Annotated in this window: 11 protein-coding genes; 4 read left to right on the forward strand and 7 right to left on the reverse strand. The window is 36.1% G+C overall.

All coding sequences use genetic code 11. From position 1 onward, the window contains the following. The first annotated feature begins 14 nt into the window (after positions 1-14). Together KRODI_RS11115 and KRODI_RS11120 are read left to right on the forward strand one after the other, a co-directional pair. Entirely contained in the window at positions 15-1871 is a 1857-nt protein-coding gene (locus KRODI_RS11115) for a TonB-dependent receptor (RefSeq protein WP_013751698.1), read from the forward strand. A gap of 8 nt (positions 1872-1879) precedes the next feature. After that, positions 1880-2953: a YncE family protein gene (locus KRODI_RS11120; RefSeq protein ID WP_013751699.1), complete on the forward strand. Its 1074-nt coding sequence runs from the start codon at positions 1880-1882 to the stop codon at positions 2951-2953. Positions 2954-3031: 78 nt separating this feature from the next. Here KRODI_RS11120 and KRODI_RS11125 read toward each other — a convergent pair whose 3' ends face one another. The 4 genes from KRODI_RS11125 to KRODI_RS11140 all read right to left on the reverse strand — a co-directional run bounded on the left by KRODI_RS11125 (position 3032) and on the right by KRODI_RS11140 (position 9492). Beyond that, on the reverse strand, positions 3032-4471 hold the full coding sequence (locus KRODI_RS11125; protein WP_013751700.1) for a S41 family peptidase: 1440 nt from the start codon (positions 4469-4471) through the stop codon (positions 3032-3034). A gap of 140 nt (positions 4472-4611) precedes the next feature. Beyond that, complete coding sequence (locus KRODI_RS11130; protein WP_013751701.1) at positions 4612-7416, reverse strand: TonB-dependent receptor; 2805 nt, start codon at positions 7414-7416, stop codon at positions 4612-4614. Between the two features lie 194 nt (positions 7417-7610). Continuing rightward, on the reverse strand, positions 7611-8273 hold the full coding sequence (locus tag KRODI_RS11135) for a hypothetical protein (protein ID WP_013751702.1): 663 nt from the start codon (positions 8271-8273) through the stop codon (positions 7611-7613). Continuing rightward, the gene (locus KRODI_RS11140; protein ID WP_013751703.1) at positions 8266-9492 is read right to left on the reverse strand and encodes an exo-beta-N-acetylmuramidase NamZ domain-containing protein; all 1227 of its coding nucleotides are present in this window, start codon (positions 9490-9492) and stop codon (positions 8266-8268) included. The genes KRODI_RS11135 and KRODI_RS11140 overlap by 8 nt, the downstream gene beginning before the upstream one ends. A gap of 36 nt (positions 9493-9528) precedes the next feature. Between KRODI_RS11140 and KRODI_RS11145 the strand changes: the two genes are divergently transcribed. Further along, positions 9529-10761 (forward strand): ABC transporter permease, encoded by a 1233-nt coding sequence (locus KRODI_RS11145; protein WP_013751704.1) that lies wholly within the window; start codon positions 9529-9531, stop codon positions 10759-10761. A 33-nt stretch (positions 10762-10794) separates the two neighbouring features. Here KRODI_RS11145 and KRODI_RS11150 read toward each other — a convergent pair whose 3' ends face one another. The 3 genes from KRODI_RS11150 to KRODI_RS11160 are packed head-to-tail and all read right to left on the reverse strand — an operon-like array spanning position 10795 to position 13908. Further along, on the reverse strand, positions 10795-12414 hold the full coding sequence (locus KRODI_RS11150) for a M1 family metallopeptidase (protein WP_013751705.1): 1620 nt from the start codon (positions 12412-12414) through the stop codon (positions 10795-10797). Positions 12415-12461: 47 nt separating this feature from the next. Beyond that, positions 12462-13001 carry a DsrE family protein gene (locus KRODI_RS11155; protein ID WP_013751706.1) on the reverse strand — a complete coding sequence of 180 codons (540 nt, stop codon included), beginning with the start codon at positions 12999-13001 and terminating at the stop codon, positions 12462-12464. A gap of 1 nt (position 13002) precedes the next feature. After that, positions 13003-13908, reverse strand: a complete 906-nt coding sequence (locus KRODI_RS11160) for a Brp/Blh family beta-carotene 15,15'-dioxygenase (RefSeq protein ID WP_013751707.1) — start codon at positions 13906-13908, stop codon at positions 13003-13005. A 114-nt stretch (positions 13909-14022) separates the two neighbouring features. Here KRODI_RS11160 and KRODI_RS11165 point away from each other — a divergent pair, with 114 nt between their 5' ends. Then, entirely contained in the window at positions 14023-14757 is a 735-nt protein-coding gene (locus KRODI_RS11165) for a bacteriorhodopsin-like (protein ID WP_013751708.1), read from the forward strand. The last annotated feature ends 186 nt before the right edge of the window (positions 14758-14943 follow it).

Consider the following 14943-nt stretch of genomic DNA (forward strand, 5'->3'; position numbering starts at 1 on the left):
AGAGGCGGTAGATAATGAGACATATTTTTCTTTTTATTGCAGTGATGCTGTATGCACACGCGTCTGTTGGACAGATAGATACACTTCAAGTTTTACCTGAAGTGATATTGAGTGACGTAAAGTTACGAGAGCACAGCGTGGGGATTGCAATTCAAAAAGTATCTGATAGTATATTACAGCAATCTAGAACATCTCTTACAGATGTTTTGAAGAATAATACAAGTATATACTTTAGAGAAAATGGTCCTGGTGGGGTTTCTTCGGCGTCTTTTAGAGGAACAAATGCTTCTCAAACAGCCGTGGTGTGGAATGGTATCAACATCAATAGTCAGCTCACAGGTCAAACGGATTTTAATACCATCTCCACAAATAATTACGATAATCTTGATGTGCGTGCAGGTGGTGGTAGCATTATTTATGGTTCAGGAGCAATAGGAGGGAGCGTCCATCTTAATAATGAGATCCAGTTTTATAAACATGCGGAGACTACAATTTCTGCTGGTTACGGGAGTTTTGATACGCAGGTAGCACATGCAAAAACTCGATTTTCTACAGAGAAATTATATGTCGATGTAGGAGCAGATTTCCAGCAGTCTGAAAATGATTTTGATTATCTTGATACAAATGATTTGTTTAATGCAAACGGTCAATATGAGAATCTAGACCTCAATTTTAATGTGGGCTACTTATTATCAACTGCTAGAGACAAAACTCACATTTTAAAATTACATCACAATACATATTTAGGTGATCGCAATTTTTCTGGAACGCTCACTGCACCATCTAATGATGCTTATGAGGATCGCAACACGAGAACCTTAGTTGCTTGGGAAAATCTAAGCAAGCGCTATGATGGTATTTTAAGGCTAGCACATATCTATGAGCAATTTAGATACTATGCAAATAATGAGTCAGACCTTAATGACTTAGGGAAAGCCACGCGTTACCTAGCAAACTATGAGGGAACTTTAAAAATAGATCCATCCAAGAGACTTACTTTTTTGGGAGAAATAAACACCATTTCGGCAGCGGGAGCTTCTATTGAGAAAGCATCTAGAACGAGTGCATCTGCTGTTGCATTGTGGAAACACCAATTGCTGTCGGCATTACGTTATGAAATACAGGTAAGGCAGGAAGTTGTTGAAGATTATAGTAGTCCATTCTTACTAGGGGTTGGTTTGGATTACGCTTTCGCGAAAGCGTATAAATTTTCATTCAACGCTTCCCGCAATTACCGTATACCTACATTTAATGACACCTACTGGGCGGGACCTGGGGCTACAGGGAATCCAGATATTCAACCAGAAACTAGTAAACAAGCCGAGTTAGGGGTTTCTAGAAGCCAGAACAACATCACCTTAGGTTTGCGAGGTTTTTATATAGATACGGACGATCTCATTAAGTGGCAACCTAATAGTGCGGGAATATGGAGTCCAGTAAACATTGAAGATACGGAGCATTATGGTGCTGAATTTTCTTTTAAACTAGATAAGAAAATAGGACAGCATCGTCTGGCAGCAAGCGCAGCATACGCTTATACAATTGCAGAGAATGCAGAAACTAATAGGCAACTTATTTATGTTCCTAAAAATAAAGGAACTGTGGGAGTGAGTTATAATTATAGTTGGCTTAGTTCATATGTGCAGGGAATTTATAATGGAAGTGTATTTACTACAACAGATAATACTTCAACAGTGGCAGATTCCTTTGTTGCAAATGCAGGCATAACTGCAGAGCTCTTTAAAAATGGAAATCGTAAGATGACCTTATCCACCAAATTGAATAATGTCTTGAATATAAATTACCAGACGGTCGCTTTTAGACCTAATCCTGGCCGCAACTTTTTAATACAAACAACGTATACTTTTTAAACACAATTATGAAAAAAACAATTTATTTATTATCCGTACTATCGCTATTTGCTTTCTCTTGTGAAAGTGATGATGACTTCACAGAGCCGATTATAGAAGTAGAAGTAGAAGATGAGGCCTATGAGAATGGATTTTTAGTGACTAATCAAGGACCTTTTAATAATGGTTTTGGAACAGTCTCGTTTATCGACGAAGGATTAACTACTTCAGAAAATAATATTTATCAAACGGTAAATGATGATAACCTAGGTAACATTGTACAGTCAATAGGGTTTACAGAGGATAATGCTTATGTGGTTGCAAATATTGGGAATAGACTAACGATAGTAGACAGATTTACATTTGAGGAAATAGCTCGTATAGAAACTGGTTTATCTAACCCAAGATTTTTTACAAGTGCAAACGGGAAAGGATATTTGACTAACTGGGGAGATGGAGCAGATGCTACAGATGATTATATCGCAGTTATAGATCTTAGCACTAATACAATTACCAATACTATCGCAGTAGAAGAAGGACCTGAAGAAATACTATATAATGGCACATATCTTTATGTAACAAACCAAGGTGGTTTTGGTGTAAATGATATTGTTACTGTAATTGATCCTGCTACAGATACAGTGATTACAACAATACCAGTAGGTGATGCACCTAATGGATTAGAGTTAGATAGCTCAGGGAACTTATGGGTGCTTGCCGGTGGTTCACCATCATTTACAGGTACTGAGACTGCAGGGAGTTTATCTGTAATCAATACAACTACCAATACTGTATCTGCTTCATTTGATTTTGGAGTGACAGATCACCCTAACTATATTAATATAGAAGGCCAGAACCTTTATTACTATTTAAATGGGGAGGTTTTTGTTTCTTCTACTACAGATTTTGAAATACCTACGACTCCAGAATTAACAGGATTATCTTTATTTAATATGATTGTACGAGGAGATACTTTATTAGGTACAAATGCAGGAGATTTTGCAAGCAACGGTTCGGTTGAAGTTTATAATGTTTCAACAGGAGAGTTAATTAATACACTTACAGTTGGTATCATACCTGAAAACATTTATTTTAATGAGTAGTATTCATTTCTAGAATAGATTATAATAAAAAAGGGGTAACGTATTGTTACCCCTTTTTTATTACTCTTAAATTGATGTTTATAAATCGATGCGATCTACCATCATACGCTGGTATAATGGATCTTCTTGTTCTGAATCGTAAATAGATCGTTGTATGCTGGTATTGTAGTTTGTGCTACTTCTACCATTTAATATAATGTCTATAGCTGCATCTAATAGTGGCTCCCCTAGTTCACCTAGTTGTCCAAAGTTTTCAAAATCTTCGGCAATTAGTAAGTCTGGTGTAAACCCATCAAAGTAGTCTGTTAGCCCGTCAGCGTTTACAGATTTTAATACTAATGGAAGCATTACATAACGGTGATTAGGATTTGCCTCAGAGCGACGGAAATTAGGTGCAGGAGCATCATATAATAAAAATGAACCTTCAAATTTACCTACGGTGTTAGTTCCTATTTGAATTACCTCAATGTAAGGATCAAGACCACTTAGTATAAGTTCGCTCGCACTTGCAGATCTTCCTGTTGTTAATACAAAAACTCTTGTTAATCCTAAGCTGTTTATAGCAGGGCCATCATCTCCAGAGCCTAGATTATTATTAAATCTTCTTACAAATTCATTTTCTTGATTTCTATCTGCATTATACTCTTGCGTTATGAATTCTTCACCGTTAAATTGCCCAGTAATCATTGTAGAGAGATCATTTGCGGTTTCTATAGATCCACCTCCATTATATCTTAAATCAAGAACAAGATCTGTAACTCCCGCACTACGGAATTGTGCAAAAGCAGCGTTGAGTTCGCTATCAAATTCATTAGTAAATCCTGTGTAATGTAGATATCCTATTTCATTACCTCCTACACTTAATACGTTTACCGTATGTACAGGGTTTATGGTGAGTTCAGTTTTTGTAATTAGAATTTCTTCTCCTGTAACAGTGAAGTCTGTTCCATCATAGGTCGCTAATCCTATGGTGTAAGTATCTGGTGCAAAAAAGCTATCAAAATTTGTGCTTCCATCTATCGGTTGTCCATCGCTACTTGTGAGTGGTTGTCCATCTACAAGTGTAAATATCATTCCTCGCTCTGCTCCGGCAAGATCTGCCGGGCTGCCATTAACTACATAGCGTACAACCCCAAAAGCAGTAGTAGGATCGTTGGGCATAATTAATAAAGATAGATTTAATCCAGAAGAAGTACGTATACCTGCAAGGGAGTTTTCAAGAGCAACATAGTCATCTCTTAATATACTGAAGCGATCTCTTGTAGATGTAAGCGCATCAAAAGCAGCTTCTGGAGAAGAGAACTGACTTAAATAATCAAATCTTGCGGCGTCATTATCAAAAAAGTCATTTGCTAGTTCTGGTACGTCTTCTTTATATAACGACCAATAATTTAGCCCTCGATATACAAAGTCCGAGATTTCTGTGCTACTAGCTGGTCTTAAATTATCATCAAGGTCATCATCACAAGAACTTAAGAATACAAGAAGTAAAAGTGATAGGAGTGTTATGTTTTTCATCAATAATGAGGGTTTAATGTGACTTACTGTAAATATAGTTAAACGTAATAGCACAGCAAAGATTACAAGGAATCACGTAATTTCATAAAAAAACCTCTCTATAAATGAATATAGAGAGGTTTTCATTAAAAATCAGATCCTTAGAACTGGTAGTTAAGAGATAAGTTAAACATAGTACCTAACTGGCTAAAGTGATAACCGTCATAAGTCATCTGAGAATAACGCTGGTTAAAAGTTATTAAATTAGACTGATTTTGCGTTGCTGCAGCATCTGCTAGTATAGCTGACCCTGCTGCATTTTCTGCTTTAAATTCCCACTCTGGTAATACATTCAATAAGTTGTTTACGTTAAGTGCAAGCGTGATCTTTTCAGTTACATTATAGTTGATACCAAGATCTGTAACAATCTTAGGGATAAACTCTGTGCGTAAGTTGTCATCAAGCCCTTGTTGCTTAAATGTAGTCTTTCCGAAATATGTATTGTTTAGAGAGAAAGCAAACTTCCCAATATCATAGTTACCACCTAAGATCCACTTAGTTCTAGGTCTAGACGTGAAGAATAATGCTTCTTGCGTAGCGTTTACTACAGACTGTCCAGAATCCTCAACAAGTTGTGGATTTTTTACAGCACCATCACGTTCATTTGTAATTGTATAATTACCAGATAGATTAAGTCCAAGCTTACCGTTACCTAGCTCGATATTTCTTTTACTAATCACTACGTCAAGTCCAGAAGTTCTTGTGTCAATAGCATTAGAAAAGAAACTTACATCGCTCAGGTTATTGTCTCTTAAAATATCATCTAGTGGAGTAGTACCTATATTATTTCCATCATCATCAAAAGCAGTTCCTGTAATTTCAGATCCTAACACGATACGATCTTTTACAGCAATGTTGTAGTAATCTACTGTAAACGTAAGATTGTTTGCTAGTTTACCACCAAAACCAATGGTGAAGTTATTTGATGTCTCTGCATCTAGTTCATCAATTCCTAATAATTGGGCTTGTGTAGACACGTTATTTACTAAACCTCCCACTTGAATACCTTGACCTGGGATAAAGCTATATTGTGCTTTTTGTGTATAAATCTGGTGTAATGTAGGAGCTCTAAATCCAGTAGATAATGAACCTCTTACTGTGAGATTGTCTGTAAGCTTATAGCGTGAGCTAAATTTATAAACAAATGTATTACCAAAATCAGAGTAATTTTCTGTTCTAACTGTTCCGCTTAATAAGAAAGCATCAGTAACGTCATAATCTAAAGAGAAATAACCTCCAAAGTTGTAACGGTTGAATTTTCCAGAGTTTTCTGGGCTGTTACCTGCAAAAGAATCTGCACCACCACCATCATAAGAATCAAGCTTTCCTTCAATTACCTCAAATACCTCATTTCTAAACTCAGCACCAAATCCAATACTTACTTTGTCTGAAAGTACTCTAGAGATATCAATGTTACCTACATTATGAGTAAATTTTGTTCCACCCGGATCAAATGATCTAGCACTGTTTTCTCTATACAGTTGAGATCCTTCCGTAAGTTCTCCATCCTCAACAGTACCATTACCATTTCCATCAATGAATACAGCAGGAGAGTAGACAAAATTTCCATTTTGAGAGTTATTCACTTGGTACGTTTGTGTGTTTCCACCCGTTGTATAACTAGCGTCAACATTCCAGTCATTAATGGTAGTTCTAATTCCAATTGTACCATTATAATCATTAAGTAGCCCTTCAAAAGTAGGAACATAACCATCATAACCACCTGGGTTGTTAGGGTTGTCTCCTGGGAAGAAGTCTCCTAAATAAGGAAATTCTTCAATTGTTCTCCAATATGGAGTTCTGTAGTTTGCAAAACTATTTACCTTCTTATAAACATAAGCGGTATTGAAATACAACTCAGTATTATCACTTAAGTCAAAACCTCCATTTACTAGAAATTTAGAAGATGCAGTTTCTGGTGATCCGTTAATGTTATTTGCATCTGGGTTACGAGATAAAAATTCTTGAACATCTGCAAGGTCTGCTCCAAAGTCACCAGCTTCTCCAGCAGCATCTACTGTACCAGGTCTGTTTGCAAGGTTTACTTTAGAGAAGTCTACGGTATAGTTTATAAAACCTTTGTCATCTCCTATAGTAGAACCATTATTCACACTGATTCCTACCATCTCACCATCACCTTCAGAAGTGATTCCTGTTCTTAGCGTCGCCGAACCTTGATTATCATTATCTTTTAAGATAACGTTCATTACACCAGCAATTGCGTCAGATCCGTATTGTGCAGATGCACCATCACGTAATATTTCTACACGCTTGATTGCATCTGTAGGGATTGCAGAGATATCTGCACCAGTCTCCCCACGTCCTGGAGAAGTTTGAGTATAAAGAAGTGCACTTAAGTTCTTACGTTTACCATTGATTAAGATTAAGGTTCTAGAAGGCCCCATGTTTCTTATTTCATAAGGATCTAGAAGAGAAGTTGCATCATTTACAGGAGTTTGTACTGTATTAAATGATGGTATCTTGTACTGTAAGGCTTTGTCAAATGTTACTTGACCTGTAGTTTGTAGTTCTTTTGCAGATACTACATCTACTGGTACAGCAGTGTCTACCTGACTTCTAGGAGCAGTTCTTGAGCCCACAAGTACCACTTCACCAAGACCTACACCTTCTTCAAGTGTTACATCAATTGATGTTTTACCATTTACTGCTACGCGTTTTGTGTCAAAACCTAAATAGCTTATTTCTAAAGTACCGTCGCTCTGTACTGTAATATTATAATTACCATCAAAATCTGTGATAGCGCCATTGGTAGTTCCTTTTTCAATGACGTTTGCGCCAGAGATGGGAACATTGTTTTTATCTGTTACTGTACCTGTGACAGTAACTTGGGCAAATGAGGTCACACCAATTAATAGACCTAAAAGAGTAAACGTGAGTTTGTGCATAGTTGATTTGTTAGTTTATAAATTTTAACAGATATTAAATTATTGTTAATTTGTGTTAAAACTAAGATAAAAATTTAACGAAAACTGATGTTTACTACTTATTTTTTAATAAAAATTAGATTATTTACATTTTTCATTAGAAAAGAGGATGCGAGCAGCCATTGTCACTGGCTTTTATGCTAATTCTTAAAAAATCATGTTATTGATTTGATTAACAGTGCGATATCGTTGTAGATTCGATCGTACGTCTTTTTGCGCGTTCTGTAACCTAGGAAAGAGGAGCAATATATTGAGGTTTCTAGCTCGTTTATATTATATAAATCATCAATCTGTTCAAAATGAGGTTCTTGCTGTGCTCGTTGTTCTAATGTATAGCCAATCCATTCTTTAGAAAAAAACATAGCTCCTTTTCTATTAAACAGTAAAATAAGCTCTGGAGAGATATGCTCAATAACTTCCTTTGTGATGGCTAATTGGCTTTTTAAAAAATCTCGACCCTTTTCATCCCTTAAGAAATATTCTATTTGTTTTTGTTCAGTATGACGTTGATAAAATAAATCACAATAGGTAATTCCAAATTGCTCAAAGCCTTTAAGTAATGTCGAGAATTTTTTAAAATAGCGATCAGTACTTAAGTGGTCATAGTTATAGCTATATCCATTACTTCCTACAAAATCATTTCTTAATGAGGGATTAATCCCCATCACTAGTATTTTGGCTTTAGGATTTACTTCAGAGAATATAAAACCTTCTTCAGCTATAGCAAGTTGCTCTGCTGTTATAGATTGACTTTTAAATTGTGTAAAAACTTGTTCAATTTTCGCTTTAAGCGCGCTATTAAAAGAATCGTTATTCATACATAAGGTACTGCTTACGTATGCTTTTAAAGTTTTCTATATCCTTTATCCAGTCACGTTTAATCTCTTTAAAGGTATATCCATCTTGAATTTGCTGCTGTAGTTTTTTATTACCTGCATGAAGGGTGAAACTAGCCGTTTTAAAGAATTTATTTTTATCAGTGCTTGCAGTATAAGCTTCTATAAGCCATTCTAAATTAACGCGGCTCATGTACTCTTGATTACGTAAGTCTATGCCATAACAACGTTGTCCATTATGTTTAGGATCCTTTGATCCGAAGTTAGGCTCAGGAGTGTACGAGTATGTAAAATTGCTAGGTGAAAAATCTGGAGCTCCAAAAATTTGAAACTGCATTTCTGTTCCTCTTCCGGCATTAATGGTAGTTCCTTCAAAGAAGCCTAGGCTAGGGTAGAGGTTGATACTTTTATCATTAGGCAAATTAGGAGAAGGACGCGTAGGTAATGAATACGGGGTCGTGTAATCCCAATTTTTTAATGGAATCACCGTAAGACTACATTGTATGTTATCTTTAAGCCAGCCCTCACCATTCACCATCATGGCATATTCTCCTATAGTCATACCATAGACTAAGGGTACTTCATGCATCCCTAAAAAGCTTGTGTGCTCCTTTCCTAGCGTAGGACCGTCTATATAATGAGCGTTAGGGTTAGGTCTGTCTAGTACAATTACCGGTATACCTTTTTCGGCAGCGGCTTCCATCACATAGGTAAGTGTAGATATATAGGTGTAAAATCGAACACCCACATCTTGTATGTCAAAGAGGATTACATCGAGTCCTTCTAGTTGTTCCTGGCTTGGTTTCTTGTTTTTACCGTAAAGAGAGATAATATTAAGACCAGTCCTTGGATCTTTTCCATCTTTTACTCGCTCTCCAGCATCTACATCACCGCGAAATCCGTGTTCTGGTGAGAAAACACGTGTAACTGTAATTCCGCTTGAGATAAGAGAATCTACTAGGTGTGTACTTTCCTTTTCAATATGCGGAGTACTTTTAAATATGAGTCCGCTTTTGTTTGTGACTACACCTACTTTTTTATCTTTAAGCAACGGTAAGTAGAGCGCTGTCCTATTGGCAGCGGTAACGATTGGTTGTTGAGAAGGAGTTTCTTGTAGTACAGTTTCTTTTTTTAATTCCGCTTTCGCGAAAGCGTTACTATCTCCACCGCTATTTGCACAAGAAATAAGCAGTGTGAGCATTAAAAAAAGGGTATTTTTGAAGAAAATGAGACGCATTTGAATTTAGAGTATTTTATAGCCAAACGCCTAAGTAGCGCGACATCGTATAAAAGTAGTGCTTCCAGTACGATAATTAAAATTGCCATCGTAGCAATTGCAATTGGTATGGTGATGATGCTTATATCGATTGCTACAGGACTAGGACTCCAGCGAGAGATAAGACAAAAAGTGTCTGCCTTTTCTGGAGATATTGTCGTGTCAAATTTTGACGGAAATAACAGTGAAGAAACTCCAAATCCAATTTCTATAAATCAAGATTTTTACCCAGATTTTAATGCAGTACCAGAAGTAACACATGTACAGGCAATTACTGTAAAAGCGGGTGTAATAAGGACTGCAGAGACCTTTGAAGGAGTAATTTACAAAGGGCTGGGTGATGATTATGACTGGAATCGTATCGAGGAATATATAGTAGAAGGCAGAAAACCAGAACTTACGGGAGCGCTTAATAATGAGACTATCTTTAGTACGTATCTGGCAAACCGCTTAGGCTTTAAAGTAGGCGATAAGGCAATCATACAATTTGTAAATAAAGATAACATGCGTTTTAGACCGAGGGCACTAGAGATTGTAGGACTTTATGAAAGTGCATATCAAGAGTTTGACAAAGTGTATATCATGGGTGATCGCCGTCACCTTACCCGTATTAATAACTGGGAGAAAGATGAGGTAGGATCTTTTGAGGTTTTTGTAGATGATTTTGATAATCTTGAGGCACTGAATAATAAGGTGTATGAAAACTCTGGTTCTACTTTGAGATCTATCTCTGTAATACAGAGTAATTACAATATTTTTGAGTGGATTAAACTATTTGATTTCAATATCATCTTGATCATTGTTATTATGATATTGATTGCAGGTATTAATATGATTGTGGCGCTGCTTGTACTAGTACTAGAGCGTACAAAAATGATAGGAGTACTCAAGGCACTTGGAGCATCAGACTGGAGTGTGCGTAAGATTTTTATTTATAATGCAATGTACTTAATAGGTCTTGGGCTCTTTTGGGGTAATCTTATAGGTTTAGGAATATTATATGCTCAGAAAATATTTGGTTTTGTGAAGTTAGACCCATCTACCTATTATGTAAGTGAGGCGCCAGTGCTCATAGACTTCTGGCATATTCTCTCTCTTAATGTAGGCGTGTTTTTGGTTTGTGTGCTTATACTCCTTATACCATCTTACATTATAACAAAAATAAGTCCAGTAAAGGCAATACGTTTTGAGTAATTGATTATATTGATTAATTAGATTGGAATCCTTTTATAGCTTCCTTGTTTGTATATAGAAATCCTCTAGTATACTCATGTCAATTATTTTCTTAGACATTTTAAGCTCTTGCCACTGATCTGCAGGTGCGAGCCATTGTAATTTACCATTTATCATTATAGAAAGTGGCATAGAGAAATCACTTATCACATTTGTGTAACGATAACTCAGCTTCTTTTTACTCACTTTATATTCAAAGGTTGGGATTTTTACCGTTCTTAAATATTGATCAAATATAGGAGCGAGGTTTTGATTCAGTTTTCTGGACATAAAATCTTCTACCATTGCACTTGTTGTGGTCTTATGGTAAAACTCCTTATTAAGTCCACGTAAAGTCTCTCGCCACAGCTCATCATTATCTACAATGGTACGTATGGTGTGTAGCATATTTGCACCTTTATAGTACATGTCGCCACTTCCAGAACGATTTACATCGTAAGTACCTATGATAGGTCTATCATTTCTAATGTTTTTACGCAGTCCAATTACATATTCACTAGCAGCGTCTTTGCCAAAATGATAATCTAGATAAAGATTTTCTGAGTAGTTAGTAAAGCTCTCATGAATCCACATATCTGCAACATCCTTATTTGTAATGTTGTTTGCAAACCATTCATGACCAGATTCATGTATAATTATAAAATCAAATTTGAGTCCTTGTCCTGTACCAGATAAATCTTTTCCTAAATAGCCATTCTTAAACTTGTTTCCATAAGTTACAGAACTTTGATGTTCCATGCCTAAGTAAGGAGCTTGTACGAGTTTAAAACTATCTTCATAGAATGGATAAGGACCAAACCAATGTTCAAAAGCTTCCATCATCATAGGGGCTTGGGTAAATTGAGCTCTTGCTTTTTTCTCATCTTCACGAAGTACCCAGTAACTCATATCTAGTGGTCCTTTCTCTCCCTTATATACCTCAGAAAAGTTTACATAATCTCCAATATTAATATTAACTCCGTAATTATTTATAGGATTGCGTACCGCCCAATGATATGTTTTTGAAGATGTTGTACTGTCTATACCCACTAGTCGTCCATTAGATACATCTACAAGATCTTTAGGTACTGTAACATGCATGTCTAGGCTATCCACTTCATCTGCTGGGTGATCACGATTAGGCCACCATATGCTGGAACCTATGCCTTGATTTGAAGACGCGATAAAGTGTTTGCCGTTGCTATCTTGCTGCCAAGTGATACCACCATCCCATGGTGGGTTTACAGCAGCGCGAGGTTTACCTTCAAAGCTTAATCTTATTGCTTTTAGTTCTCCTGCTTTTTGAGCAGATTCTAGTTGTATAAAATGGGCTGCACCTTCAGTACGCACGTCAAGAGAGTGTCCATCTTGCATTACTGCTGTGAGCTCCATTGGGGATTGAAGATCTATTTGTAGCTCGGTCGTACCTTCTTCTAGTACACGATAGGTCATAATATTTGTACCTATTAAAGACTTTGATGCTGGTATTACCGTGACAGAAAGATCATAGTGAACGATGTTCCACCAGGCTCTTTGTGGAGTGATTGACCCTCGAAGGCTGTCTTGACGGGTAGCCTCTTGAGAAAACACAGATAGTGTGATAAAAGAAAAAACTAGGGTAAATAGTAAGCGCATGTGAGTGTAATTATCTAATGGTGCAGATTTATGAATTTAAAGTAGCTTTAAAAAGCAATGAGCGTGTAACCTTCCATTTGCGATTGACTTAAAACTGTCATTGCCGAAAGTCCTACATCAATCATTTCCAGTCTTCGTTCTTTGGTAATATTACGCGCTCCAGCAGTTTGACCACAAAGGATGAGTGATACGTTTGCTTCTTTTAAGGCTTCTAGTAATTCAATGTTAGGATTATCTACGCCAAATTTCTCCTTATACAATTCATTAGTAAGCATTCCATAAGCTGCTTGTCCGTGTATAGCGGCCCGTATGTGCATATTTGTTGCAGGAACACCTGCTTTCTCTTGCATATTAAGAAATCTCGCCATCGTCTCAATGTATGGATTGCGCAAACTTGGATTTTCAGGTGCTTTTGCTACATCAAACACTACTTTGAAAATTGCGGTAGTATCTGTTTTAAAATCAGGATTATTAACTTCATAAGTTTTACCAAAATCACTTATAACGTTACCTGGAGTAGATATAGGTTGTTGAGCATACGCTTTCGCAAAAGCGAGACAAAAAAAAAGTAAAAAACTATATTTCATTCTAGTGAGTTTTGGTGTTATCGTTTTTCTTTTTAAACATCAATGATATAATCAAGGAGTGTGGAAATGTTACCGCAGCAATAAAGGAAAAGAAAATTGCAAAAAATAACACACTTTCCTTGAGCCAAAAATAGCTTATACCAATCCCGATAATTGAAATAATCCAATAAGGCAGTGCATTTTTAACATAGAGCCATATGGTTTGATTAGTAAAACTACCATATATAAAGTGAATTTGTTCAAAAAGGGAAGGAAGACTATGCCACAACACGAAGTATATAGTAAAGCCCCAAATGAGAGATGACATTTTGAAGATTACAAGAAGTAAGCCTAAAAAGAAGAGTTCTTTTAATATGAGTTTTTTAAAACTATCACTTTTATAAGTTAGTATGGCTCCTGTTATAAAAAATACTGCGAGCACAATGTACAAGGAGTATAAGAGAAATAAATGAGGAAAAGTTACTCCAGTAATTGCCAAAACAATACTCTCCACTTGCTGCTCATTAAAATAAAACAATATCAGTAGTATAAGCGCGCCATAACTGAGTTGTAGTATAGAAGATAATAACTTGAGTTTTGAATCAACTTTAGACTCCCAATGTTGCTCGCCAAAATGGTATGCGCTAAAAATAATAAAGAGAATTACTGTGATAGAAGGGATGGTATAAAATGCTAGAAAAGTAAGCAGTACTGTAAGAACATAAAATAAGAGCGATTTAATGAAGCTCCGTTTTTTCTCTTTAGTAAATAACTTCTCTATTAATAATAAATCATTTGATCCATGTATGATCCCAAATGTGAGAATGAGTAAAAAACCCAAAACCAATTCAGCTTTGGTAGAAAATAGTGTGGCGATCCATAAGCCCGCAAAACTACCTATGATTGTGATATTGAGAATTTTTGTCATGAATAATTTAGGTGTTGATAATTTTAATTAAAAAATTATGAGAAAATAATTATTTATTTGTTTAACATTATCTAAATTTACTTAAACAAATGTTTAATTAAAAATATCAATGCTATGAAATTTTTATTACTATTACTAGCCGACCCAACAAAACTAGATCCAAGTGATTATGTAGGATTTACATTCTTTGTGGGTGCGATGGCGATGATGGCAGCTTCTGCTTTCTTTTTTCTATCGCTTAACCAATTTAACAAGAAGTGGCGAACCTCAGTCCTTGTATCTGGTTTAATCACATTTATTGCCGCAGTGCACTACTGGTACATGAGAGATTACTGGTTTGCTATTCAAGAGTCTCCTACATTTTTTAGATATGTAGACTGGGTACTTACAGTTCCATTAATGTGTGTTGAATTCTACTTAATTTTAAAAGTTGCCGGTGCAAAACCTGCACTCATGTGGAAGCTTATCTTATTCTCGGTTATTATGTTAGTAACAGGATACTTTGGAGAAGCTGTATTCCAAGATCAAGCCGCATTGTGGGGAGCTATCTCTGGAGCCGCATATTTTTATATAGTATATGAAATTTGGTTAGGAAGCGCAAAGAAACTTGCAGTTGCTGCTGGTGGAGATATTCTTAAAGCACATAAAATACTATGCTGGTTCGTACTCGTAGGTTGGGCTATTTATCCATTAGGATATATGCTAGGTACAGATGGATGGTACACGAGCATACTAGGAAAAGGAAGTGTAGATGTCGCTTATAACATTGCAGATGCTATCAATAAGATAGGGTTTGGACTAGTGATTTATGCACTAGCTGTAAAAAAGAATGAAGTTGATGTTGTTTAAGTTTGATTAGTAAAAGGTGAAAACACTCAATTGGAAAACGCAACCAGCAATGGTTGCGTTTTTTTATGTGTAGGTTTTTTCAATTATTAAGATGTGTAGTAGGCTTATTGCGCTTTCGCGAAAATAGTCCAGGTCACTCAATAATTGCCAGCCTTTGTGAGTTGTTACTTTTACAAGCCTCTAAAC

Source organism: Dokdonia sp. 4H-3-7-5 (genome assembly GCF_000212355.1).
GTDB lineage: Bacteria > Bacteroidota > Bacteroidia > Flavobacteriales > Flavobacteriaceae > Dokdonia.